24 protein-coding genes and 1 pseudogene are annotated in these 21,672 nt (G+C 63.4%); 13 read left to right on the forward strand and 12 right to left on the reverse strand.

The genetic code is table 11. The annotated features are described in order from the left end of the window. Positions 1 to 23 precede the first annotated feature (23 nt). Both AB3X89_RS08330 and AB3X89_RS08335 read right to left on the reverse strand, forming a co-directional pair. The gene (locus AB3X89_RS08330) at positions 24 to 437 is read right to left on the reverse strand and encodes a hypothetical protein (protein ID WP_368582732.1); all 414 of its coding nucleotides are present in this window, start codon (positions 435 to 437) and stop codon (positions 24 to 26) included. Positions 438 to 464: 27 nt separating this feature from the next. Then, entirely contained in the window at positions 465 to 875 is a 411-nt protein-coding gene (locus tag AB3X89_RS08335) for a DUF6566 family protein (protein ID WP_368582733.1), read from the reverse strand. 224 nt (positions 876 to 1,099) lie between these two features. Between AB3X89_RS08335 and AB3X89_RS08340 the strand changes: the two genes are divergently transcribed. Then, the gene (locus AB3X89_RS08340; protein ID WP_368582734.1) at positions 1,100 to 1,474 is read left to right on the forward strand and encodes a phage holin family protein; all 375 of its coding nucleotides are present in this window, start codon (positions 1,100 to 1,102) and stop codon (positions 1,472 to 1,474) included. After that, on the forward strand, positions 1,471 to 1,773 hold the full coding sequence (locus AB3X89_RS08345; RefSeq protein ID WP_368582735.1) for a hypothetical protein: 303 nt from the start codon (positions 1,471 to 1,473) through the stop codon (positions 1,771 to 1,773). The genes AB3X89_RS08340 and AB3X89_RS08345 overlap by 4 nt, the downstream gene beginning before the upstream one ends. Before the next feature lie 4 nt (positions 1,774 to 1,777). Here the strand turns inward: AB3X89_RS08345 and AB3X89_RS08350 are convergent, their stop codons facing one another. Next, positions 1,778 to 2,767 (reverse strand): aliphatic sulfonate ABC transporter substrate-binding protein, encoded by a 990-nt coding sequence (locus AB3X89_RS08350; RefSeq protein WP_368582736.1) that lies wholly within the window; start codon positions 2,765 to 2,767, stop codon positions 1,778 to 1,780. A gap of 461 nt (positions 2,768 to 3,228) precedes the next feature. Here AB3X89_RS08350 and AB3X89_RS08355 point away from each other — a divergent pair, with 461 nt between their 5' ends. Together AB3X89_RS08355 and AB3X89_RS08360 are read left to right on the forward strand one after the other, a co-directional pair. Further along, on the forward strand, positions 3,229 to 4,908 hold the full coding sequence (locus AB3X89_RS08355; protein WP_368582737.1) for an ATP-binding protein: 1,680 nt from the start codon (positions 3,229 to 3,231) through the stop codon (positions 4,906 to 4,908). A 69-nt stretch (positions 4,909 to 4,977) separates the two neighbouring features. Next, positions 4,978 to 5,166 carry a hypothetical protein gene (locus AB3X89_RS08360; protein ID WP_368582738.1) on the forward strand — a complete coding sequence of 63 codons (189 nt, stop codon included), beginning with the start codon at positions 4,978 to 4,980 and terminating at the stop codon, positions 5,164 to 5,166. A 212-nt stretch (positions 5,167 to 5,378) separates the two neighbouring features. On the opposite strand, the gene AB3X89_RS08365 is transcribed toward AB3X89_RS08360, so the two are convergent. Next, a complete protein-coding gene (locus tag AB3X89_RS08365; protein ID WP_368582739.1) occupies positions 5,379 to 5,681 on the reverse strand; it encodes a DUF4148 domain-containing protein in 303 nt (100 codons plus the stop codon). Positions 5,682 to 5,923: 242 nt separating this feature from the next. Continuing rightward, complete coding sequence (locus tag AB3X89_RS08370) at positions 5,924 to 6,688, reverse strand: SDR family oxidoreductase (protein ID WP_368582740.1); 765 nt, start codon at positions 6,686 to 6,688, stop codon at positions 5,924 to 5,926. 139 nt (positions 6,689 to 6,827) lie between these two features. On the opposite strand from AB3X89_RS08370, the pseudogene AB3X89_RS08375 reads away from it, so the two are divergent. The 4 genes and pseudogenes from AB3X89_RS08375 (at position 6,828) to AB3X89_RS08390 (ending at position 10,385) form a co-directional block, all read left to right on the forward strand. After that, positions 6,828 to 7,737 (forward strand): annotated as a pseudogene (locus tag AB3X89_RS08375) (LysR family transcriptional regulator). A 229-nt stretch (positions 7,738 to 7,966) separates the two neighbouring features. Beyond that, positions 7,967 to 9,037, forward strand: coding sequence for a phosphate ABC transporter substrate-binding protein PstS (gene pstS, locus AB3X89_RS08380; RefSeq protein ID WP_368582741.1), 1,071 nt, complete (start codon positions 7,967 to 7,969; stop codon positions 9,035 to 9,037). 141 nt (positions 9,038 to 9,178) lie between these two features. Further along, the gene (locus tag AB3X89_RS08385; RefSeq protein WP_368582742.1) at positions 9,179 to 9,829 is read left to right on the forward strand and encodes a hypothetical protein; all 651 of its coding nucleotides are present in this window, start codon (positions 9,179 to 9,181) and stop codon (positions 9,827 to 9,829) included. 127 nt (positions 9,830 to 9,956) lie between these two features. Continuing rightward, on the forward strand, positions 9,957 to 10,385 hold the full coding sequence (locus AB3X89_RS08390) for a YciI family protein (protein WP_368582907.1): 429 nt from the start codon (positions 9,957 to 9,959) through the stop codon (positions 10,383 to 10,385). A gap of 74 nt (positions 10,386 to 10,459) precedes the next feature. On the opposite strand, the gene AB3X89_RS08395 is transcribed toward AB3X89_RS08390, so the two are convergent. Continuing rightward, entirely contained in the window at positions 10,460 to 11,050 is a 591-nt protein-coding gene (locus AB3X89_RS08395; RefSeq protein ID WP_368582743.1) for a heme-binding protein, read from the reverse strand. Between the two features lie 438 nt (positions 11,051 to 11,488). Between AB3X89_RS08395 and AB3X89_RS08400 the strand changes: the two genes are divergently transcribed. The 4 genes from AB3X89_RS08400 (at position 11,489) to AB3X89_RS08415 (ending at position 13,948) form a co-directional block, all read left to right on the forward strand. Continuing rightward, positions 11,489 to 11,884: a 4-oxalocrotonate tautomerase family protein gene (locus AB3X89_RS08400; RefSeq protein WP_368582908.1), complete on the forward strand. Its 396-nt coding sequence runs from the start codon at positions 11,489 to 11,491 to the stop codon at positions 11,882 to 11,884. Between the two features lie 63 nt (positions 11,885 to 11,947). Further along, complete coding sequence (locus tag AB3X89_RS08405; RefSeq protein ID WP_368582744.1) at positions 11,948 to 12,880, forward strand: hypothetical protein; 933 nt, start codon at positions 11,948 to 11,950, stop codon at positions 12,878 to 12,880. A 144-nt stretch (positions 12,881 to 13,024) separates the two neighbouring features. After that, a complete protein-coding gene (locus AB3X89_RS08410) occupies positions 13,025 to 13,453 on the forward strand; it encodes a nuclear transport factor 2 family protein (protein WP_368582745.1) in 429 nt (142 codons plus the stop codon). A 93-nt stretch (positions 13,454 to 13,546) separates the two neighbouring features. Beyond that, positions 13,547 to 13,948, forward strand: coding sequence for a GFA family protein (locus AB3X89_RS08415; RefSeq protein WP_152852128.1), 402 nt, complete (start codon positions 13,547 to 13,549; stop codon positions 13,946 to 13,948). 68 nt (positions 13,949 to 14,016) lie between these two features. Here AB3X89_RS08415 and AB3X89_RS08420 read toward each other — a convergent pair whose 3' ends face one another. From AB3X89_RS08420 to AB3X89_RS08445, 6 genes are all read right to left on the reverse strand, one after another. Continuing rightward, positions 14,017 to 15,012 (reverse strand): spore coat protein U domain-containing protein, encoded by a 996-nt coding sequence (locus AB3X89_RS08420; RefSeq protein WP_368582746.1) that lies wholly within the window; start codon positions 15,010 to 15,012, stop codon positions 14,017 to 14,019. Then, complete coding sequence (locus tag AB3X89_RS08425; protein WP_368582747.1) at positions 15,003 to 17,363, reverse strand: fimbria/pilus outer membrane usher protein; 2,361 nt, start codon at positions 17,361 to 17,363, stop codon at positions 15,003 to 15,005. The genes AB3X89_RS08420 and AB3X89_RS08425 overlap by 10 nt, the downstream gene beginning before the upstream one ends. Further along, entirely contained in the window at positions 17,314 to 18,096 is a 783-nt protein-coding gene (locus tag AB3X89_RS08430; protein ID WP_368582748.1) for a molecular chaperone, read from the reverse strand. Before AB3X89_RS08430 ends, AB3X89_RS08425 begins: the two co-directional genes overlap by 50 nt. 45 nt (positions 18,097 to 18,141) lie before the next feature. Further along, positions 18,142 to 18,654 (reverse strand): spore coat U domain-containing protein, encoded by a 513-nt coding sequence (locus tag AB3X89_RS08435; RefSeq protein WP_368582749.1) that lies wholly within the window; start codon positions 18,652 to 18,654, stop codon positions 18,142 to 18,144. Positions 18,655 to 18,689: 35 nt separating this feature from the next. Further along, the gene (locus tag AB3X89_RS08440) at positions 18,690 to 19,025 is read right to left on the reverse strand and encodes a hypothetical protein (RefSeq protein ID WP_368582750.1); all 336 of its coding nucleotides are present in this window, start codon (positions 19,023 to 19,025) and stop codon (positions 18,690 to 18,692) included. A gap of 298 nt (positions 19,026 to 19,323) precedes the next feature. Continuing rightward, a complete protein-coding gene (locus AB3X89_RS08445) occupies positions 19,324 to 20,301 on the reverse strand; it encodes an alpha/beta hydrolase family protein (protein ID WP_368582909.1) in 978 nt (325 codons plus the stop codon). A 248-nt stretch (positions 20,302 to 20,549) separates the two neighbouring features. On the opposite strand from AB3X89_RS08445, the gene AB3X89_RS08450 reads away from it, so the two are divergent. Next, positions 20,550 to 21,662, forward strand: coding sequence for an AI-2E family transporter (locus AB3X89_RS08450; protein ID WP_368582751.1), 1,113 nt, complete (start codon positions 20,550 to 20,552; stop codon positions 21,660 to 21,662). The last annotated feature ends 10 nt before the right edge of the window (positions 21,663 to 21,672 follow it).

Below are 21,672 nucleotides of genomic sequence, written 5' to 3' on the forward strand. Positions count from 1 at the left end.
ACGTGCGCTTTGCGGCTCACGCGTCAGCGCACCGGCTCCAGCATCACCGTGAGCGTTCCTCGCTCGCTTTGCATCCCCGCCGCGAGATCGATCTGGTGCGGTGTCAGCGTGGCGATCGCGCGCTGCAGCCTTGGCGCGAATGTCGTGGCGAAGCGGGCGAGCGCCGCTTCGCGTGCGGCGCCTTCATCGTTGGCGACGTCGCGCAGCTCGTCGAGCGGCAAGCCGACGAACAGATCGAGCGGGTAGGGCGGCACTTGCGGTTCCATCGCGATGTCCGGACCGGCCGGCACGCGAATGCGCAATCCGGGCTGCAGATGCTCGCGCAGTTCGGCGAGAACTTCGTAATCGGCGTCGGCGGGAAGAGCGCTTCTGGCTTCCTCCCGCAGAAACGGCTCGACGCCTTCCAGCCGCGCCAGTTCTTCATCGCTCAGTAGCATGTGAGTTTCCTCCGAATCGGGCCGTGCTTATCGCTCGTCGTCGAGGCGCCGCTGCGACGCCGACAGGGGGGCGGCGTGCTCGCCCAGGGTCCGGTCGATCAGATAGCGACCCTGTTCGATGCCGGCGCGCAACGCTTCCTCCTCGGTGAGCCATTCCGGCGTGACGGGTTCCACGTTGGCCAGATTGGCCGGTATTTCCATCGGCCGGCCGTCGCGGGAAATCGACACGTCGGCGATCCAGGCGCCTCGCGAGTTCCGATGCGCGGTCACCGTGATCAACGCGCCGCGGTGCGCGCCATGCATCGCGTGCTGGGAGCCGCGCTCGTCGCGCGCGGCCGGCATCGCGCGTCCGTCCTCGGTAGTCATATCGGAGCCGGTCTCGCCGATGCTGGCGCCGGCGGTCTTGTCAGTGGGATCGGTTGGGGGGAGCGGGGTCATGCTGTCCTCGACGAGCGAATGATCTGCCTGATTCGAGCAAGCTCTGTGCCGCCAGCGCGAACGCGTGCAGGCATCCATCCGGCTACGGGCACGCGGCGTGCGATCGGTCAGCGCGGGCCCGGCTCTTGCGCTGCGTTCAACGCTGGTGTCACTTCGCTCTGTCGGCCGAGGAGCGAAGTCTTTGCTTACCGCGGCCGGCGCAAATGAATCGTGAGGAGGACGGAATGTCAATCCATGCGAAGGTCACGAGGTGGCGCAACGTCGGGCGATTCTGCGTCGAACGCGTCACCGACTATAGCGAACTGTTCGCGCTGGAAGTCGAAGAGACGCGAAAACGCCTGGTGCGCGAGTTGAGCGCACTCGTGGCGTTGGCGGTCGCTGGGCTGTTCACGCTGTCCTTCATTTGCATCGCGATCATCGCCACCGCGTGGCAGACGGCTTACTTTCTTGCGGTGGCCTGGGGCGTGGCCGCCGCATGGCTGATCGTGTGCATCGCGTCTTTTCTCGTCTGGCGGGCGCAGAAACCGGCGCAATCGATTCACGTGCTCAAGGCCGAAATTCACTCCGATCTCGACGCTCTCAGGGAGTCGCTCAAATGAGTCAGCTACGTCACGCAAACGAGCTTGCCCGGCTCACCATTCTGGAACGCATGGAGGCATCGCGAACCGCCCTGGTGGTGGCGAACCAGACTGCCGCGTTGCCGGCGCCGCGGGCGGCGTCGCGCTCCCAGGTGAGCACTGTGCTCGGGTCGCTCGCCGAGGCGCCGCATGTCGCGTTGCTGCTCGCTTTGGTGGTCGGCGGCATCGTGCTGGGGCCGCGCCGCGCGCTGTCGATCGCGGGCCGCTCCGGTGCTGCGGCGTGGATTGCCCGCAATGTGCGGCGCTCCATCGCGCAGTGATCGTTCACGCGCCGACAGGCTTCGCCTGTTTCGCCGCGAAGTCCCAGTACAGCGCCTGCTTCGTCTCGACCGGTGCGGGCAGCAGTCCCGCGCGATAGAACGCGTCGGCGATCGTCTGCTGCTCGCTGAAATTCGGCGGCGCGAGCGCTCGCACCAGATAGCTGCGCCGGGTGTTGGCGCGTTCGATCGTCGGCGCGTCGAGTCCCCACACCGGCGCGAGCGTGTTGGCCGCGCCGAGCGGATTCGCGCGCAACCAGTCGCCGGCCGTCTGCAACTGCTCGAACACGGTCTCGATGATTTGCGGATGCGCGTCGGCGTACGTGCGCGACGCGAGGTAGTAGCGCTGATAGGACGCGAGGCCCGCGCCGTCGCTCAGTATGCGCACGTCGCCGTCGCGCTCGACCGACGCTACATACGGATCCCAGGTGATCCAGACGTCGACGCTGCCGCGCTCGAACGCGGCGCGGCCATCGGCCGGGCTCAGGTAGTTGACGCCGACGTCGGCGGGCTTGAGCCCCGCGCGCGCGAGCGCCGCAAGCAGCAGATAGTGGCTGCGCGCCGCCTTCGTCACCGCGATGCGGCGGCCCTTCAGATCGGCCAGCGTGTGAAGCGGGCCGTCCTTCTTCACGATGATCGCCTGCGCGCCCGGCGATGGCGCTTCCTGCGCGACGTAGACGAAGCGCGCATGCGCGGCCTGGGCGAAGATCGGCACGGTATCGGCGACATCGGCGCTGAAGTCGACGGCATCGACGTTGAGCGCTTCCGTCAGCGGCAGTCCGCTCGGAAACTCGTTCCAGGAGATGCGCACGTTGAGCGGCGCGAGCGCTTTTTCCAGCGATCCGCGCGCCTTCAGCAACGTAATGAGGGTAGAAGACTTCTGATAGCCGATGCGCAGCGCGACAGGCGCGCTCTGCGAGAAGCCGCGCGGAGCGCTGGCGGCCAGTAGTGATGCCACTGCGAAGCGGGTGAATGCGCGCCGTGTTATTTGCGTCATGACGTGGGCGTCCTGTCGAGCGGTGAAAACGGGAGAATCGAGCCATCGTAACAACCCGATCTCATCGCGCTAACCGACGGATTTAGCTATCGATCGCAGTGATCGTCATATGCGGCAAGCCACAACGCTTTTCGCGACTTCGCGATCGGTACCTGCCGTCCAGTTGACTGCGAGCGTGCTCGCATCAACGCTGACGCAGCTGTCCGATGTCCACGAATTACGGACAGCGGCGGCATCGCGCCGGGTTCCTATACTGCGTCGTCCGCTGTTCATGGGACGCCATGTCGACGCTGAGCGGAGCAGAACGTTGCGGACAAATAGAAGTAAAAAGCGCTGTGCAAATGAGAGAAGCCGAGACCGCGCGACCCAGCTGACCTACACTCGTCGGCAGCGGTATCGGCGCCGTATCGGCCCTTACGCCCGCCTTGCGCGCGGGTGCCAGTCAACGTCGGTGGAACATCATGGCTGCCAGTGCTGACGAATTAGCGAGCCGTCCAGCCAAAAAGGCTGATTACGCCCGAGAGAACCAGTCGCTGCTGCGGCTCGCGCGCGCGCAAACCGGCTCGCGTGAACACCTGCTGAACGCAATTGCCAGCGAGGCCATGGCGTTGTGCTGCGCGGGCAGTGCGGGCATCAGTCTGGTCGAGGGGCCACCCGACAGCCGGCGCTTTCGCTGGCTCGCGGTGGCGGGCCTGTGCGCCGGTCTGCAGGGACGCACGACCGCGTGGGACGAATGTCCTTGCGGCGTCACGCTCGAAGGGGGCGCGGCGCGCCTGTTCGTCGATCCGCAACAGCGGTTTCCCAGTCTGAACTTTCCGGGCGTCGAGGTGCCCGAGGGGATCGTCGTACCCATTCCGTGCGATAACGGCCACCTCGGCGCGATATGGGTGATGTCGCACCACACCGGGTGCCGCTTCGACAGCGAAGACGCACGGGTGCTGTCGGATCTCGCGATGGTCGCGGGCGCGGCCGTGACGATGGTCAACGTTCGCGACGACGGCGCGGACAACGACCGCCGCCACAACGAGTTCATCGCGATGCTCGCGCACGAGCTGCGCAACCCGATGGCGCCTATCGATGGCGCGATCGCCGCGGCCAAGCGTCTGGTGGTCGACAACGACAAGGCGGACGCGGTGCTGACCATCGCGCAACGGCAGATGAAGCATCTGCGCACCCTTGTCGACGATCTGCTCGACGCCGCGCGTCTGAAACACGGAAAGCTGACGATCCGGCGCAGCGATACGCTGCTGGCCGAGATCGTTTCCGACGCGGTCGCCGCGATCGACCACGACGTGCGCTCGCGCGGCCATACGCTGAAACTGACCGGTCTGGACAGCGCGATTCCGGTGCGCGCCGACCATGTGCGGCTCAGTCAGGTGCTCGGCAATCTGCTGTCGAACGCGGCGAAGTACACGCCGGCGGGCGGACTGATCGAGCTGACGGTTCGCGCTGGAGATCCGTCCGACGCGCGGATGCTCGTGATCGAAGTCAGCGATAACGGCATCGGCATCGATTCGTCGATCGCGCCGCATGTGTTCGACCTGTTCGCGCAGTGCTCGAGCGGCAGCGCGCGCTCGGAAGGCGGGCTCGGCATCGGTCTGGCCGTCGCCAAACGGCTGGTCGAGCTGCACGACGGCGAAATCGACATCCATAGCGATGGACCGGGCTGCGGCACCCGCGTCACACTGCGTTTGCCGATCCTGCGAACGCAGCCGCTAGCGCCGCCTGCCGACGCCTCGGACAAGGGCAGGGACTTCCGGGCGCTGCGCATCGTTCTGGTGGACGACAACGTCGACGCGTTGCATGTTTTGTGCGTGCTGCTCGACCTGGAGGGTTATCGCGTGTCCGCGGTCGACAACGGTCGCGCGGCCATCGACCTGATCACGCGAACCAGGCCGGAACTTGCCATCGTCGACGTCGCGATGCCCGTCATGGACGGCTTCGAGGTCGCACGCAGAATTCGCGCGAACCCCGGGCTGAACGGCACGATCCTCGTCGCGCTGACCGGCTATTCGTCGGACACGGACCGCAGCCAGACGCTTGCCGCGGGCTTCGATCATCATCTGAGCAAGCCGTTGTCGCTGGAAAAACTGCGGGACGTGCTGGCGAATTCGGAGGGGCTGGTTGGCGGGGGGCGGTGACCGGCGGAGCCTGCGCAACTCTTCCAGCCTGCTAGACTGGAAATTGCCCTGCAAGCCACGGAGGGAGATATGACGACCGTCTACGTCGTAAAGACCGGCGAGAAGTTCCTCTGCACCGCGGAGGACGGCGACATCGGCATGGCGCCGGAGATCAAGGAGGCCACGTCGTTTCGCTCGTACGAGGAAGCGAATAAAGTCGCGGCCGAGAACGCCGACCCCGGATACGAAATCCTGACCGTCGACGTGAACAAACGCTGATGATGTGTTAGCTGTTCGCGCTCAGGCGCTCAGCGAAAGAATCAGTAGTTCAGCAGGCGCCATGCAATATGGCGCGCGTGCGGGTGTGCGCGAAATTCGGCAACTACTCCAAAGGCTCGAGCGAGTTCGTGTTTTCGCATAGCACGACCCTCCATGCCGTCCCTGGCAGGGACGGCATGTTCTCCATCGTCGAGCCGGTCAGACGAGCACGCTTAAGATCCGCCAAAGAACACCGGCTTCATCCCAGTCGTGCCGGCCGGATGGCCCATCTGCTGCGTACCGCTGGTCGCAGGACCATAGCCGCTGCTCTGACCTGCGGCAGGGGCGGTGGTGGTCGGCATATAGGTAGGAAAGTCGACGGTATTCGCGTTGGCCGGATTGAAGCCGGCCTGCTCGAGTTGCGCGATCTCTGCCTGGACTTGCGCGTGCGTCAGCGTGCTTTCGGTCTGTGCCACCGATGCAATTGGCAAAGCCATGACAGCGACCGCGCAAACTGTGTGGACTAACGTCTTCATGATGGCCCACCTCCTTGTTAATTGCTCCGGCTGACTCGCGCTTCGCTTTTCGCGGTCAGCTGATCAAAGATTAGGTGAGGAACCATACAGTGTTCGCTTATTTTTTATGGTATCGGCTCGTCGATCAGCCGACGCTGATCGACGTTCGCGCCCGAATGCGCAGATGCCGGCCGCGCATCCGACGCCAGCCTTCCAGGCTTGCGGACGCGAGCCGACATCAATGGATGCCGCCGTTGAACAGCTTACGTGCGCGTAATCGAAGCCCCGCCGTCGACCAGCGAAGCCGTACCCGTCACGAAGGACGAATCGTCGGAAGCGAGGTAGAGCGCCGAGCGGGCAATCTCTTCCGGCTTCGCGACCCGCTTGAGCGCGTGCAGCCCGGTCACGAAGGTCTGCGATTCAGCGGTATCGTTCATGCCGCGATACATCTCCGTGTCCACCGCGCCCGGCAGGATCGCGTTGACGCGCACGCCTTGCGGGCCGTATTCGGCCGCGAGCGCTTGCGTGAGTCCGATCAGCCCGGCTTTGCTCGCGGCGTAGGCGGCCGTTCCCGGGAACGCGAACGAGTAGCCGACGAAGGTCGACGTGAAGATGATCGATCCGCCGCCGTGCTTGATCATTTCAGGAATCTGGTGCTTGGCGCCGATAAACGCGCTGGTCAGGTTGGTCGCCAGCGTCGCCGACCAGCCTGCTTCCGACACGCCGGTCGACGGTCCCATCTCACCGAGTGTCCCCGCATTGTTGTACGCGATGTCGAGACGGCCGAAACGGCTGACGGCGAGTGCGACCAGCGCTTTCGCGAATTCTTCGGATTGCACGTCCCCCGCCAGCGAGACAGCCGTACCGCCGTCGCGAGCAATCTCGCTGACCAGCGTCTCGAGTTCGGCTTCGCGGCGTGCGGCCACCACAACCTTCGCGTCTTCCGCGGCGAACAACTTTGCGGCGGCGCGACCAATGCCCGCGCTGGCGCCGGTGACGATAGCGACTTTTCCTGTCAAGCGTTGCATGTTGAATCTCCGGTTTGATCATCGGCCGACGCCCACTGCGTCGGCTCGTTGAGAAGCACTATAAGATTCCGTTCTTGAGACAGAAAGACCAAAAACATGGCGGTATCATTCAGCTTTTATGAATGATCGGAGCGCCAATATGGACCGGCTGCGCGCGTTTGAGGTTTTCGTAACGGTCGTCACCCGGGGCAGCTTTTGCGCGCGCGGCCGATGCGCTCGAAACCTCGCCCGCGAACGTGACCCGCTATGTGAATGACCTTGAGGCGCACCTCGGCGCGCGGCTGCTGAATCGCACCTCACGCAGATTGTCTCTTACCGAGGCCGGCGAAACGCTTTATTTGCGCAGCCAGGCCATTCTCGAAGACGTTGCCGAAACGGAAGGACTCGTGTCGACGACGTCGATCGAACCGCGCGGACGGCTGCGTATCAATGCGCCGGTCAGCTTCGGCATCCAGCATCTCGCGCCGCTGTGGCCACGGTTCATGCAGCAATATCCCGACGTCGAGCTCGACATCACGCTGATAGACCGTGTCGTCGATATCGTCGAGGAGGGCTACGATCTCGCCATCCGCATCTCGCGCGCCGGCACGGTCGATCACGCGGCCCGCAAACTGGCGACGTCGACCAACATCCTGTGTGCATCGCCCGCTTATCTGAAGCGTTCGGGACATCCGCAAACGCCGCTGGAGCTGCTCGGACATCGATGTATCGGCTATACGTATGCGGCCACAGCGGACGTGTGGCAACTGATCGACAAAGACGGCAAAACGCATGCTGTCGAGGTGAACTGCCAGATGCACACCAATAACGGCGACACCGCGCGCGCGGCGGCGCTCGCGGGGCACGGCGTGATCTGGCAGCCGACGTTTCTGATCGGCGAGGACCTCCGCGCGGGCCGGCTGCTGCGGGTATTGCCTGAATACCGCTTGCCGGATATCGATGTGCTCGCGCTGTATCCGAGCCGTCGCCACGTGAGCGCAAAAGTTCGTGCGGCGATCGATTTTCTGGTCGATGCGTTCTCGGGCGTGCCGCCGTGGGACAAGACGTGAAGGAATGTGTGCCGGCAACTCCCGAAACGGGATGCCTGCAATAGCGGCAGCGGCCGCCGGCCATGGCGCGTTCGATAGCATGATTCAACTGGAATTCGGCCAGGCACCGTTCTTTAATGTGCGATATGGCGCGTAATGCAGGAGAGCTGCACCCCGGATGAAAGCTGCACATTGAATCGCCGGCACGGTCGCCCTCCAACAAGCTCACGCACTGCAGGTCGGATCAGCGATGTCCCGGAACAAGAACCGACGGGAGACATTCGTGAGAACACTGGGCGCCATCGGCGCTGGTCTGATTTGCTGTTCATGCGCGGCCGCGGCCTACGCCGCCGACATCAAAGGAGCCGGCAGCACGTTCGCCGCTCCTCTCTACACCCGCTGGGCCGCCGACTACCAGAAGTCGGGTGGAAGCAGGGTGATCTATCAGGGCACGGGTTCGTCCGATGGGCTCAAGCAGGTGATCGCGCGGAAAGTCGACTTTGCGGGCTCGGACGCGCCGCTGACCGACGATCAACTGGCCCGCAACGGCTTGCGGCAATTTCCAACCGTGATCGGCGGCGTGGTGCCCGTCGTGAACCTTCCGGGGCTCAAAGCCGGCGAGGTGATGCTGACGGGGCCGGTCATCGCCGATATCTTTCTCGGCAAGATCCAGTTCTGGGACGACCCGTTAATCGTGCGGTTGAACCCGAAGCTCAAGATGCCGAATTACCCGATCGCCGTGGTGCGTCGCCAGGATGGTTCGGGCACGACGCTGATCTGGACTCACTACCTCGCGCAGGTCAGTCCCGAATCGAAGCGCAGGGTCGGCGAAGGCACTAGCGTGCGATGGCCGCTCGGCATCGGCGGCAAAGGCAACGAGGGCATTGCCACGTACGTCGGCTATCTGCCCGGCGCGATAGGCTATGTCGCCTGGGATTTCACGAAACAGAACCGCTTGAAGTACGTGGCCATGACGAATGCGGCGGGCAAGGTCGTGCAGCCCAGCGCCGCGACCTTCAACGCAGCGGCGGCGAGCGCCGACTGGTCGGGTTCCCTGTCGCAGTTGCTGACCAACCAGCCGGGCAGGGATGCGTGGCCGGTCATGGGCGCGACCTATGTGTTGCTGCCCACGACGCCGAACCAGCCGGGCCACGACGAAGCCACGCTGAGGTTTTTCGAATGGGCGTTGAGCCACGGCGGACCGACGGTCAGCGCACTGGACTACGTCCCGTTGCCTGACCTGGTCGTGACGAAGATCCGCTCACAATGGCCCGCCGAGACGGGCGAAAAGCCGGTGCGCAAAGTGCTCGCGGTGCCGTGAGCCGAACTGCGCTTCGTGTTGCCGCGATGGCTAGCCTGAGCTGTCCCGCGCGGTCATGTCGCCGCAGGCGAGGCTATTGCGAGTCGCTGCCGAAGCAGGCTTATGCGACGTGTATCCGGGGCGTGCATACAGGGACCGACGATGTACCCGAACTCGATGAAAGGGAGTCGTCAGGACGAGTGGGGCGAGCTCGTCCTGATCGTGATGAAGACCAGTCTCGCGGTGGCGCACGAGCTGGAATTGACGCCTGACGCCGTGCTCGACTGTGCTGCGAGGCATCTGCGCTTCGATGATTTCCGGTGTTTCGCGGCGGCGATGCTGGGTGCGGCGCGGGCGCAAGCGTGGTGTCGCCGGCGCGACGCCGGTCCATCGGTGGAGGCGTCACACATCAAGACCCTTGCTGCGCGCGTCGATATCGACAGGAACGTGCTCGCGTTCATGCCGGCGCTGTGCGCAGCCGAACCTCCGGATCACACGAGCGCGCCTGCTCACGCCTATGAACAGGTCGTCGCGGCCCTTCAGCAGTTGAAAGAAGACGTGCAACGCGTCTTTTCGCGCGGCGGCAGCGCTTTCAGCCGTGCGGACATCGAAGGCGCATCCGGCTTCGCAAAGGCGCTCGAGGCGATCATGCCGGCCGACGACGATGCCAACGCCTTCGAGCGTGCGTTCGCCGCGCTTTTGCAGGTGCGGTTTTCATCGCAACTCCAGCTCGTGCCTGGCGATGCGGAGCCGGTGCTGCGGGTTCAGGGCGCCGATGTCGATGCTCGAGGCAGCCGGACGCCTCTACCTTGATGCCGAAGCGTTTTGTAAATTCGTGCAGTCGTGTGTTGCGCATGTCGATTTCTCCCGTGATGATTCGTCGTAGTCACTGGAGGCAGCCTTGCCTTCAGATATTTTCGTCTTCAAAGGAAAAACCCAAATGCGCGTCATGGTCATCATCAAGGCAACCCCCGAATCCGAAGCGGGGCAAATGCCGACTACGGAACTCCTCACGGCGATGGGGCAGTACAACGAGCAATTGGTCAAGGCCGGCATCATGCAAGGCGGCGACGGGCTGAAGCCCAGTTCTGCCGGCGCTCGCGTGCGGTTCTCAGGGAAGGACCGCACCGTCATCGACGGCCCGTTTGCGGAAACCAAGGAATTGATTGCCGGCTACTGGCTGTGGCAGGTTCAATCGATGGACGAAGCGATCGAATGGGTCAAGCGCTGCCCGAATCCGATGATGAGTGATTCGGAAATCGAGATTCGCCCGTTCTTTGAACCGGCGGACTTTGGCGAAGCCTTTACGCCCGAGCTTCAGGAAGAGGAAAACCGTCTGCGCAAGCAAATCGACGGGCAGATGCGTTGACGATTCTCACGCAATCAGCGTGCGGGCTTCCAGTCCGTTGTCCGGAAGCCCGATTCCATGGGTGACGATTGCCGTCAATGCGAAGGTATCTGCTCGATCTTGGCGGCGCTCAGGTCGCTCGGGAAGCAATGCGGATGTTCGAAGCCCGTCGGAGATCCGCTCGTCGAGTAGACGATGTTATCCGTGTTGTTCGGACCTTGACCGGCGGGCACACTGCCGAGCCCCGCGAGCTTGCGCATGCGATACGCGATCGCATGATCGGCGCAGGCGCTATCGCCGCTCACGCCTAATCCTCCGATGACTTTCCCTCCCGCATAAAGCGCGACGCCGCCGCCGAAGGTAATCACGCCGCCAAGCGTGTGTCCGATGCCGCTGCCCTGTTCGAGGAAGCGCGCGTCAAAAGGATTCGAATTATTCAGTCCATAAAGGGAGCCGCCGGGTTGCGTGGCCGCGTAGAGGTTCGCCGTGGATAGCGCGAGCGCATCGTTGCTAAAGCCGTTCGCGGTATAAGCCTTTGCGATCGCGATGGCCCGACTGCCAGGCCAGGCGTCCCCGGTCACGATCACCGAACAGAGATGTCCCTGCCGATCGACGATGGCCGCCCACATCCGATTGGGTGTGAAGATCCCGCCGTTGCCATCTGGCAGGTTCACGACCGTACGCAACTGTCTTTCCACCAATGCGACCGTACCTTGCGGTAGCGTGCATCGGGCTTGTGGGACGTCATCATCGCCAGTCGCGCGACTTTCGTGCGAAAACGACGCAATGCAAAACGCTGCGACAGCGAGGGTAAGCATCTTACGCATGACGATTCTCCTGACGATCGATTTGACAGCAGGCACGCTGTAGGCGAGAGGGTGCGCAAACAGTAGGACAGCCAATGAAATAAACGACTCATTGCTGTTGAATGCGGGCGCGAGCTCATGAGAGCGAACTCGTGTAAATAGTGAAGACCATCATGCAAAGCTGAGTGGCCAAAACAAAGTCCACCTCGGCCACGCGGCACGTCAGTAACGTAATAAGTGATGGCGATGGTTTTGATCGATTTGATGGTGCGGCATATAGTTGGCGCGTGCGAAACACTTTTCCCGGAGATCGACGCGATGCCTTATCTGCAACTTGATGTAAACGATCACTACTCTGTCGAGAGTAAAAGACTGCTCGCGGCGAAAATGAGTGAGACCTATGCCCGGATGATGTCGGTCGATGTCAGGCGAATCAGCGTAGCCATACGAGAGCTCGGTCCGGGCGGCGTGTGGCGCATTGCCGAGGAGAGCGGGGAGCCGGTGCCCGTTGCCTTGATGATGCTCGATATCAGAAGAGGGCGGCCGCCGGAGTTGCGCATGGAGTTGGCCAAAGCCCTTTGCTCGCTCTGCATCGAGATTCTGGGCCTGCGCGAAGACCGACTCAACGTCGAATTCACGCAGCACTCGGGCGACGAGATGTATCACCCGGCGCTCGGAGGTTATAGTCCGGAATGGGAGCCGGGCCAGCGATGAGTGTTCGCAGGATCGGATCTACGCCGGTTGCGCCACAACCTGATTCGAAATAGGAGAAGGGCCATGAGCAGGCTTGCCACATCGCTGGCAAAGAATCGGCGGACGCGACCGTGGTGGATGGTCTTGATCGCCACGGTGTTCTGTTTCCTGTGCCACAGCGTCGTCGCGCAAGCGGACGACAGCGCGGCTCGCCTGCGCGAGAAATATCAAAGTCTGACGCAGCAACTCGCGCACAACCCGTTTCATCGGCCGCTGTACCTCGAATCGCAGGAGCTGCCGTCGGCGCTCAAGGGCGATATCTACGGTGTGCTCAACTATCCTTTCGCGGTGGTCAGCGGCGCGCTCAGCGACCCTGCTCAGGGCCCGGCCAACTGGTGCGACGTGCTGATCCTGCATCTGAACACCAAATACTGCCACGCGTCGATCAGCGATAGCGGTACGGTCCTCACCGTGAACATCGGCAAGAAGACAGAGGAAACTCTTTCGTCGTCGTACCGCGTGCAATTCAACTTTAGCCCGGTAGCGAGCACCGCTGATTATTTTCGCGTCGAGCTCTCCGCGGCCACGGGTCCGCTGAGCACGAAAGACTACCGTATCGTGCTTGAAGCGATCCCGGTCGGCGATAACCGTACCTTTATTCACCTGACCTACGCATACGGATACGGCACCGCGGGAAGGATCGCGATGAAAACCTATCTGGCGACGATCGGCAGCGACAAGGTCGGCTTTTCGTTGACGCCCGATTCGTCGACGAGCGAGCCGCAATACATCGGCGGCGTGCGCGGCCTGGTCGAACGCAATACGATGCGCTATTTCCTCGCCATCGATGCCTATCTTGGCGCGCTTTCCAGCCCGCCCAACGCCCGGCTCGACAAACGTCTGACCGACTGGTTCGATGCGACCGAGCAGTATCCGCGGCAATTGCACGAGGTCAGCCGCGCCGACTATATGCAGATGAAACACAACGAGTATCAACGTCAGCAGACCGCCCAGTGACGAGCGCGGCGTCTGATCAATGCAACGCCATAACGCGTTGAAGATTTTTTTCGCCTGGATGTCGATCGGGTGGTGCGTCGATCGTCGTTAGCTGGTAAGGCATTCGGTCAGAACCCCTCGTAATCCGACTCAGGAGCACACACTGTGAACAGACTCGACAATCCAATCCTGCAGGTTCTGGAAGGCTACACAGCCGCGGTATGGGCCAAAGACGTGGACGCGTTCGTCGCGCTCTACGACCGCGATGCGGTGATCTTCGACATGTGGGGTACATGGTCGTACAACGGCATCGCATCGTGGCGTGCGATGGTGGGGGGCTGGTTCGGTTCGCTGGGTGCGGATCGCGTGATCGTGGATTTCAGCGAGGCGCAAACGATGGTCGCCGCGGACCTTGCCGTCATTCACGCCTTCGCGACATACAAAGCCGTCGACGCCGGCGGCGCGGAACTGCGTGCGATGGACAATCGCCTGACCATGACGCTGAGGCAGCAGCCCGACGGATGGAAGATTGTTCACCAGCACACCTCTTCCCCGATCGAGGCCGGCACGGCGCAGGTGATTTTCAGGCGCTAGCGGTTTGGCGGTTCGACAGCGCGCTTCGACTCGCGAATAATCATGGCTGCGCGACTTTCCCATTAGCGACGTACCTTCTGTCTGACAGCAGCCATGAAACCATTGCTTGCCGGCCAATGCCTTTGCGGTGCCGTCCATTACTCGGTAAAGGACGAATTCGTCTATGCGTTGAACTGCCACTGTTCAAACTGTCGGCGCGCAACCGGCTCGGCGTTCAAACCCTTCGCGGGAATCGAGCGCGGCAAGCTGCGTATCACTGAGGGCGAACACAGCCTGCTGATTTTCGGCGATCAGCGCGCGTCGCACGATGTGCGCTGCAAAATATGCGGAAGCCTGATGTTCTCGGTGGTTCGAAACGGTGAATACGTTCACGTCACACTGGGAACCCTCACGGACTCGCCTACCATCTCTCCCACTGCCCACATTTTCGTGGGTTCCAAGGCGCCGTGGTATTCGATCACTGATCAACTGCCGCAACACGACGAATTCGGGTAAACCGGCGCGGTCTTGCGAGTGGCGCAACCGCCTGCTCGTCATGCCCTATGAGAAGGATTTTTTCTCTCCTAGTAGTACAGCGTGACGACGATCGTATCGATGTAATCGCCGACCGCGAGATTGGGTTGCGCTGGCACGAGGCCATAAACGGTCAGCGACGCCGTGTTGCCGGCAACATCGGTCGTTCCCGCCACCATGCTTGCATCATCGTTACCCCACACCTGCGTAGTGCTGGCGTCCTGATACAGCTGGTAGCGGACGAATCCGCCCGGTCCGGACATGCGGCGCATGGAGCCATCGAAATTCAGACCATTGTCGAGGCCCACGCGCCAGGACGTGCCCGGAGCACATTGGACACGGATGTTGCCGTTCTCGCGCAACTGGCTTTGAGGCGGCGCCACCGCCCCGAAGTCGATGTCGGTGGCGGCGACCCAGCAGCCGTATTCGAAGGTCGCGTTGACACCCGACGAGCTGAACGTGATGGAACCGCCGCCGGTTCCGCCGGCGCTGCAGTCCGCCGAAGCGGGAAAGCCCGTGGTGCTGTACCGGTAACCCAGAACGCCCGTTATGCCGGTCTCCTGGAACGGGTAGGTCGCGGGAACCGCCTGCCCCGGGTACACCCAGCCGTAGACGGAAGCATTGACGGTCTGTGGCGTTGCGGGTGGCGTCGCAATATGCACCTGATAGACGGGCGTGGTGCCCGGTGCGCCGATGTGTTGGGTATGGGCGGCATCGGAAAACAGGTCGTAGTTGAGATAAGCGTTGTTGTAGTTGCTCATGCGCCGTGTCGGCTGCCCGACACTCCAGTCACCCGGGTTCAGATAGAGGCAGACCTGGTAGTAGTAGGTCTGGCCGCCCGAATAGTCTGGCTGGCAGTTCACGGTTATCGCGGACGTGGCCGCGCGGCCGCTGCTGCTGACGGTGCCGAAGCTCATCCCGAACGCGCCGCTGACATAGCAGGACTGCGAGTGAGCCAGCGGTGCATGAAGCGCGAGAGCCACGACGGCCACGAGCCAGATCATCAGTGCGGTCGGCTTGCGCGGCGAAGCGCGGGCTATCGGCATGGCTGATCTCCGAGGTCGATCCGGCCGTGTTGGCGCAGTTGGGCCGGCAGGGTCACGACACACTGACCGGTGCTCAAGGGCACGGAAAGCCGTGCGTCCGCGGGCGGATTCTCGAGGAACACGCGGCCGTCATAGCCGATCGTCACAGGGACGTTGCCGGGGTCGAGCACGGCTTGCGTGCCCGCCGGAATCGCCTCGCCGGCGACGCTGTGCACGGAGAAGTCCAGCATCAGCATGGTCTGGATCTCGAAGCGCGCCAGCATGCCGCTTCCTGTCGAGGGTACCGCCTGCATACGCACGCGCTCCACGCTGACATCGGCCGGAAGCGCTCGCGGATCTATGGACAGATCGTTGTTCTGCCATGCGTTCAGTGGTGTGACCAGCAGCAGGCCGTGATCGTCGGTGCTGCCGACCAGCCGGTTTTCCAGTTTGACCGGGACACCGGCTATGCCATCGGTCGATACCAGCGCGAAGGCATCGTAGACCCTGCGCATGGGGAACAGATGACCTTGCATCAGCAGCAGCCCGCCGGTGACGTCGGCATACGCGGTACTATTGCCCGCGCTCTGGTTCGCCACGTACTGGCCGCCGACCCGCCATTCCCCAAAGCGGGTGAGCTGGCTGATCTCGGCCTGGCCGCCCGCATCTTCTCCCGCGCTGCCCTGCACGCGCCAGCCCCAGCCATCGGCGTCGCCGGGCACATCGCGCGCGGCGCCGACCGTCGCGGTGTTGCCTCGACTCTGGTGCACGGCGCTGGCCCAGGTTTGAACCCGGTTGCCGAGGGGCAGCGACCAGTAGGCAAAGGCCGAGGTTCCGCCATGGCCTTCGAGGTCACGGTTCGCGCCCACGCTGAAATAGCCGAAGCGCCCGAACGACTGCGACCAGCTCAGGCCCGCATAGCTCGCGCTCGGGAGGTCCTGATATGACTGACGTACAAAGCTGGCGCCCAATTGACCCCGTCCCACGTTCCAGCCGACGAACGCCTGGGAACTGCTCAGAGGCAAGGTCGAGCCCTCGAGCGTGCCGATATCGACGAACGCGTCGTTGCGGCGCAAGGTCGCGAGATTGATGCTGAACCCGTAGCCTTGCCATTGATAGCCGGCGCCGTATTGCTGCCCGCGCTGGTGACCATAGTTGCTGGCGGCGAAGGACGCGCTCACCACGCCGGCCTGGCCGAGCCGGACGGCCGCGCCGACACCGCCCATGGTCAGGCCATGAGAGGTCTCGCCATGCGCTTCGAGCGTCAGATAATCGGTCACGCCATAGCGGCCGCTGCCGCTGAACATCGCGTTGTCCGCGTAGGAGAACGAGCGAATGCCGTAATCGAGGCGCAATGCGCCGACCTCGAACGACCAGTCGCTGAGACCCTTCTGTAGCAGGTTTGCGCTGTTGTAAAACGGGATGCTCACGACGCGCCGCTGGCCGGTGATGTCGGTGACGACTATCTGCGCGGTGCCCGCCCCGGTGACGACCGGCGCGCCGACGACCTGGAACTGACCCGGCGCCACGGGCCCCTGCGCCTGCCGCACGCCGTTGATGTACAGGTCGACGAGCGATGGAACCGCCGTTTCGCCGACGAAAGACGCGAGCGGGACCGTGACGCGGTAAGGCTGCAAGTCGAAGTTGCGGGAGATACGCAGGCCGCCGAAGCGCATCGTGCGTGTCCAGGACAATGCGCCATTGAAGGCGTCGCCCAGCGTCACCGTCACCATGGAGCCCGGAAAATCCAGCTGCCAGGACGTGTCGAGGCGGATGTTGCGTTCGCTGTCGCTGCCATAGCCTCTGGACAATTGCGTCAGGTTACTGGTGCGCCAGACGCCAGGCCCGACCCCGAACATGCGCAGTTCGGTCCAGCCACTGGCGCTGGTCGAATTGCTGTCCGTTTGCGTGTAGAAGTCGTAGTTCAACAACAGGCCGGGCGCCCGCGTCGCGGGGTCCAGGTACGGCACGGGCGGCGTCCTGTAGCCCACCTCCGAGGGCGGACCTCCCAACAATTCGATGGGCGCAAAAATCTCCAGACGCTGGTTGGCTACGTCGTATCGGGTTTGCAGGTTCGGCAGATCATTCAGGTCAATCAGGCCGCTCGCAGTCTGTGCGCCGGGCCAGGTCAAGCCGAGCCCTAGCAGCGTGTTGACATCGGCATAGATGTGTCCGTCGCGCACGACGAAATGTTCGATCCGCCGGAGTTCCACATGATTGACCGCCACTTCGAGATAGAGGCCTTGTCCACGCGAGGCGTCGATGTCTGCCGCAGGGGCCGCGGACCGGGCAGGTGATAGTGCAGCGGCGAAAAGGCTCAGGCTAACGGCCAGCACCGTCCAATGGCACCGCCTGCACTTCAGTGTCGTCATCGAATCGGGCCTTGAGCGTCATACCTGGGGGCAAAGGATAAGGAACGTTCAGAGGCCAGCTCATGCGTTGGCCGGACAGGACATAACCGACCAGACCGCTATCCACGAACTGCGTCTGGCCGCCGGATGCCGCAGTGCTCAAGGCGCTGATGCGGATGGCGTGGGTGCCGTCATTACTGACGCTCAATTCGGCCTTGCCGTCGTTGCCGGCAGCGACCTGGGCGTGGACGCGGCTGAGGTCGGTCCTGATGGGGGTGGTGCCGTGCTGTGGTCTTGGCACCGGCGTCGTGTGCGTGATGTTCACGAAGACCGGAATCGAATAGCGCATCAACAACCTCAAGCCGGTTCCGTGCGGCATGCCTTGCTGAGGCAACTCGTCGATCAGCAGGCGGTAGCTGAGTTCGCTCGCGGGCGTCGTCGGGTGGAGGCGGATCACCCGCACCGTCTGCTGGCCGCCGGGCGCGATGCGCATGATGGGCGGGCTGGCCACGAGTTCGCTCGATGCCGCCGGGCTCAGTTGATCCTGACCATCTTGCTGGGTCCAGCGCATGATGCGCACCTGTGCCTCGACGGCGTCTTGCCCCTTGTTGGCTATCTGGACCGTCTGGCCTTGCTGCGTGGGTTCGAATTCCATCCGGACCGGTGCGACCTGCAGGATCGCGGCGGCTTGTGCCGGCGCCGCGCCGCCGACCGCGGCGACCATGGCCGCGGCGCTGCAGACGGCACGAAGCATGGGTGGCTGAACCAGTGATCGCATGGCGTGCATGGACGTCCCCCATCAGTAGGTGATCGTTGCGGTGACCGTATCGAGGTACTGGCCCGCTGGTTCCGTACCGCCCACGGTTGCCGCTGCGTAGACCGTCAGCGAGATCGTGTAGTCGGAGCCGATGCCGATCCCGGTGCCGGTGTACCACGACGGTGCGGTGTTCCCCCAGTTCGTTCCTGTCGGCGAGTCGCGCCGCAACGTGTAGGGAATCTGGGTGGTGCCCGCCGTGGCTTGCATCGCGCGTGCGTTGACGTCGCCCGTGACGGTGCCGCCATCGAGTCCCAGCGTGAAGGGCAGGCCATTGGTGCACTGAACCTGAATGGTGCCGGTCTGCGTATACGTGGTCGCGGCCGAGAGCTGTGAGCCGAAGTCGATGTCGGTGGTGGAGGCGATCAGGCAGGTGCCCTGGATTGTGATCCTGACCTGGAAGGTGCCGGTGGCGGTGGTCTGGGCCTGCGACGAGGCGGCTACCGCTGTGAGGGCGGCGGTTGCCAGCAGCTTTGACGGGTAAAGAGAGGCACGCATAGGTTCTATCTCTCCAAAGCCGGATCACGGACGATCTAACGAAGGCGGCGCTGCTTCATCCGCCCGCAGGTTTCATCGACGGCGCGCGTTGCAATCCGGAAAGGCCGGCGATGAACGGTGACACACGGACCACGCCGTGCGGGAACCTGGAGGAGGCCGCGCGGATCAGCAAAGCGTTGGGTGCAATGCCGTAGACGATGGGCAACAGGCAGCCACCGATGATGGGTGGAGCGGGGAATCGTGTTGCGCAGCCGCCGTGGGTGGTAGCCGTTCGTGCGCTTGCGGTGTTCGCCGCTCAATGCGCCGCGGCCCGCGGCGAATGACGGCCGGGAAAAGGCAACGTAATCCAATCGGTCGAGGATGCTATGCATCGACTCGCTCCTTTGGTGTTGTTGGTCGGCTAACCCTTCCACGCTCGGGGGGCATGAAGCTGGCGCCCGAAAGCCCACCTCGTAGAGGGTAATAACACTTTTACGACGAATCAAGAAAATGTGAAGTTCTCCTATCCGCGATTGACGGCTTTGCGATTGACGGCGAATTTTTCGCGTAATAGAGGACCACGCGGACTGCAAAACTTGCGCCTGTGGGCACCCGTATGATTTGCGTAGGTTTCCTGCACGACCATCGACGCAGGCACGCAGCTGATCCTGCACACTAGTCGGTACTTTCCTATCGCAGCATCGCCTCGAAAGACCGAACCACCTCGGCATTGAATCGTTGATGGAACGCCGCCCGGTCGAAGCCCGGCGCGCTGTCGCAAATCTGCGGGCGCAGCCGCGCAAGACGCGCATCGCAGGGCGGCAGAAAGTCGTAGTGGCCTGCGTTGGCCACCACGCGATAGTCGGCAGCGCGGGGCAGGTCGTCCCGCACCGGCTCGTCGTACCACGGATGCGGCTGATGACGATCGTCGGCGGCGCTCCACAGCTGGAGCGCAGCGCGCACGCCGCTCAAGCCCGTGCGGCCGAACGCGAAGCCGAACGAAGGCGCGGCGATCACGACTGCCTTGATGCGCGCATCGTGGACCCAGACACCGGCTGGAACATGCGCGGCGAAATCGACGTCGACGCCCGCATGCCGCAATGCTTCGCACAAGTCATGGTCCGCGTGGACTTCGCAAAACGGGGCGATCTTCGACAGATCCGGCATGCCGCCCGCGGCCACGAGCACGGTGAAGCCACCGTTTGAAAAGCCGAATGCGCCGATGCGGTCTGCATCGAGCCGCTCGCGCCCCGGCCAGTCGTCGAGCATGTAGTCCACCAGCCGATGAAGCTGCGCGGGGCGGCGCCAGAGTTGCAGCACGCGGCTCTGGTCATCGAAGGTATCGCCGGCGTGGCTGACCGCCGCCGCGACGAAGCCCGCGCGAGCCAGCGCGACAGCCGTGTCGTAATGAGCGCCGTACCAGCCGCCGCCGCCGTGCGACAACACCACCAGCGGCAGGTGATCGCCCGCGATCGGAGCGTCGGAGGCGACGGTCTGGGTAGCGCCGCCGAGCGCGTGCGGTGTGGCCGGCACGTCGGTCGGATACCAGATTCCGGCAGTAAGCGGCGGCTCGGCGCCGTTCGGTATGTCGACCTTCTGAAAGCCGACCCCGGCGGCGCCGGCCGGCGCGCCGGGCATCAAGGCCAGCAGAACGGCGACGATCGCCATCCATTTCACGGCGTTCTCCTATGAGACCAAAGTCCAATTGAATCTTTGAGGTGCGGGTTCAATAGTAGTGAAACGCCGCGTTCTGTCGACGACAAGGCCGGCGCGATTCTCTTCCTGAAGATGCCGGAATTGCAGGCAGGCCTTGGTATTGGCGTCAAAAACGTTCCAGTGGGTTCGAGTTTTCGCGATTGCTGGCAAATCACGGTGTCGCCGCGCCACCGCGCCGCGACCTCGCCGGAGAGGAACCTATGCTGCTCACACCGCTTTCCCAACGCACGCCTGCGCGAGAGATGCTCGACGTGCTGATCCGCGCAGGACTCATTGCGATCCTGGCCGTGTTCTGCTTTCGGATCTTCGCGCCGTTTCTTAACCTGATGGCCTGGTCGGTGATTCTGGCGATCACGCTGTATCCGCTGCAGGTCCGTCTGCGCCATACGCTCGGCGGCAAGGATGGTCTGATCGCCACGCTGATCATCCTCGTCGCGTTTGCCGTGATTCTGGTGCCCACGTATGCATTGGGTCTCGCGGTCGCCGATTCGATCGAGAAATCGATAGCCATTGCGAAGAGCGGCAGCTTCCAGATTCCGCCTCCGGCCGAGTCGGTGGCGAGTTGGCCGATAGTCGGCCAGCGCGTGTACGACTTCTGGCTACAGGCATCGACGGACCTGACCGGCCTTGCGCATAAGTTCGCCCCGCAGCTGAAGGAGGCCGGCCTTGCCGTGCTGGCAACGGTGACGGGCCTCGGCGCCGGGCTGGTGATATTTTTTGTCGCGCTGATCATCGCTGGAATCCTGATGGCCCACGGTGAGAAGGGCTATCACAGCGCGGTGCAGATCGCCTCGCGCATCTCGGGACCCGAGAACGGGGTTCAGATCGCCGATCTGTGCACGGCGACGATTCGCGCGGTGGCTCAGGGCGTGGTGGGTATCGCGTTCATCCAGATGCTGCTGATCGGCATCGGCTTCATCGTGAAGGGCATACCCGGCGCGGGGCTGCTCGCGCTGGCCGTGCTGCTGCTCGGCATCATGCAACTGCCAGCCACGCTGATCACCATTCCGGTGATCGCCTTCGTGATCGTCACGGACGGTGTGAGCACCGCAAACATCATCTTCGCGGTCTACGTGTTCGTCGCGGGCCTCGCCGACAACGTGCTCAAACCCTTGATGCTGGGCCGCGGCGTTGCGGTGCCGATGCCCGTCGTGCTGATCGGAGCGCTCGGCGGCATGGTGACGGGCGGCGTGATCGGGCTATTCGTCGGGCCCGTGATGCTGGCCGTCGGTTATCAGCTGTTCTGGCGCTGGGTCCGTGACCAGCCGCAACCCGCGCAAGCCGCGCAGATCCACGAACAGAAGCAGACCTGAAGCGCGAGGA

The organism is Paraburkholderia sp. BR14320, from assembly GCF_040948665.1.
Taxonomy (GTDB): domain Bacteria; phylum Pseudomonadota; class Gammaproteobacteria; order Burkholderiales; family Burkholderiaceae; genus Paraburkholderia; species Paraburkholderia youngii.

Excerpts from the sequence above, each read along its gene's own strand:
- AB3X89_RS08365 (WP_368582739.1), bottom strand. The coding sequence starts at position 5,681 with ATGAAGACGTTAGTCCACACAGTTTGCGCGGTCGCTGTCATGGCTTTG.
- AB3X89_RS08350 (WP_368582736.1), bottom strand. The coding sequence starts at position 2,767 with ATGACGCAAATAACACGGCGCGCATTCACCCGCTTCGCAGTGGCATCA.
- AB3X89_RS08330 (WP_368582732.1), bottom strand. The coding sequence starts at position 437 with ATGCTACTGAGCGATGAAGAACTGGCGCGGCTGGAAGGCGTCGAGCCG.
- AB3X89_RS08400 (WP_368582908.1), top strand. The coding sequence starts at position 11,489 with ATGCCTTATCTGCAACTTGATGTAAACGATCACTACTCTGTCGAGAGT.
- pstS (WP_368582741.1), top strand. The coding sequence starts at position 7,967 with ATGTCCCGGAACAAGAACCGACGGGAGACATTCGTGAGAACACTGGGC.
- AB3X89_RS08445 (WP_368582909.1), bottom strand. The coding sequence starts at position 20,301 with ATGGCGATCGTCGCCGTTCTGCTGGCCTTGATGCCCGGCGCGCCGGCC.
- AB3X89_RS08450 (WP_368582751.1), top strand. The coding sequence starts at position 20,550 with ATGCTGCTCACACCGCTTTCCCAACGCACGCCTGCGCGAGAGATGCTC.
- AB3X89_RS08390 (WP_368582907.1), top strand. The coding sequence starts at position 9,957 with ATGCGCGTCATGGTCATCATCAAGGCAACCCCCGAATCCGAAGCGGGG.
- AB3X89_RS08415 (WP_152852128.1), top strand. The coding sequence starts at position 13,547 with ATGAAACCATTGCTTGCCGGCCAATGCCTTTGCGGTGCCGTCCATTAC.
- AB3X89_RS08385 (WP_368582742.1), top strand. The coding sequence starts at position 9,179 with ATGTACCCGAACTCGATGAAAGGGAGTCGTCAGGACGAGTGGGGCGAG.
- AB3X89_RS08355 (WP_368582737.1), top strand. The coding sequence starts at position 3,229 with ATGGCTGCCAGTGCTGACGAATTAGCGAGCCGTCCAGCCAAAAAGGCT.
- AB3X89_RS08435 (WP_368582749.1), bottom strand. The coding sequence starts at position 18,654 with ATGCGTGCCTCTCTTTACCCGTCAAAGCTGCTGGCAACCGCCGCCCTC.
- AB3X89_RS08430 (WP_368582748.1), bottom strand. The coding sequence starts at position 18,096 with ATGCTTCGTGCCGTCTGCAGCGCCGCGGCCATGGTCGCCGCGGTCGGC.
- AB3X89_RS08360 (WP_368582738.1), top strand. The coding sequence starts at position 4,978 with ATGACGACCGTCTACGTCGTAAAGACCGGCGAGAAGTTCCTCTGCACC.
- AB3X89_RS08340 (WP_368582734.1), top strand. The coding sequence starts at position 1,100 with ATGTCAATCCATGCGAAGGTCACGAGGTGGCGCAACGTCGGGCGATTC.
- AB3X89_RS08440 (WP_368582750.1), bottom strand. The coding sequence starts at position 19,025 with ATGCATAGCATCCTCGACCGATTGGATTACGTTGCCTTTTCCCGGCCG.
- AB3X89_RS08335 (WP_368582733.1), bottom strand. The coding sequence starts at position 875 with ATGACCCCGCTCCCCCCAACCGATCCCACTGACAAGACCGCCGGCGCC.
- AB3X89_RS08405 (WP_368582744.1), top strand. The coding sequence starts at position 11,948 with ATGAGCAGGCTTGCCACATCGCTGGCAAAGAATCGGCGGACGCGACCG.
- AB3X89_RS08370 (WP_368582740.1), bottom strand. The coding sequence starts at position 6,688 with ATGCAACGCTTGACAGGAAAAGTCGCTATCGTCACCGGCGCCAGCGCG.
- AB3X89_RS08425 (WP_368582747.1), bottom strand. The coding sequence starts at position 17,363 with ATGACGACACTGAAGTGCAGGCGGTGCCATTGGACGGTGCTGGCCGTT.
- AB3X89_RS08420 (WP_368582746.1), bottom strand. The coding sequence starts at position 15,012 with ATGCCGATAGCCCGCGCTTCGCCGCGCAAGCCGACCGCACTGATGATC.
- AB3X89_RS08345 (WP_368582735.1), top strand. The coding sequence starts at position 1,471 with ATGAGTCAGCTACGTCACGCAAACGAGCTTGCCCGGCTCACCATTCTG.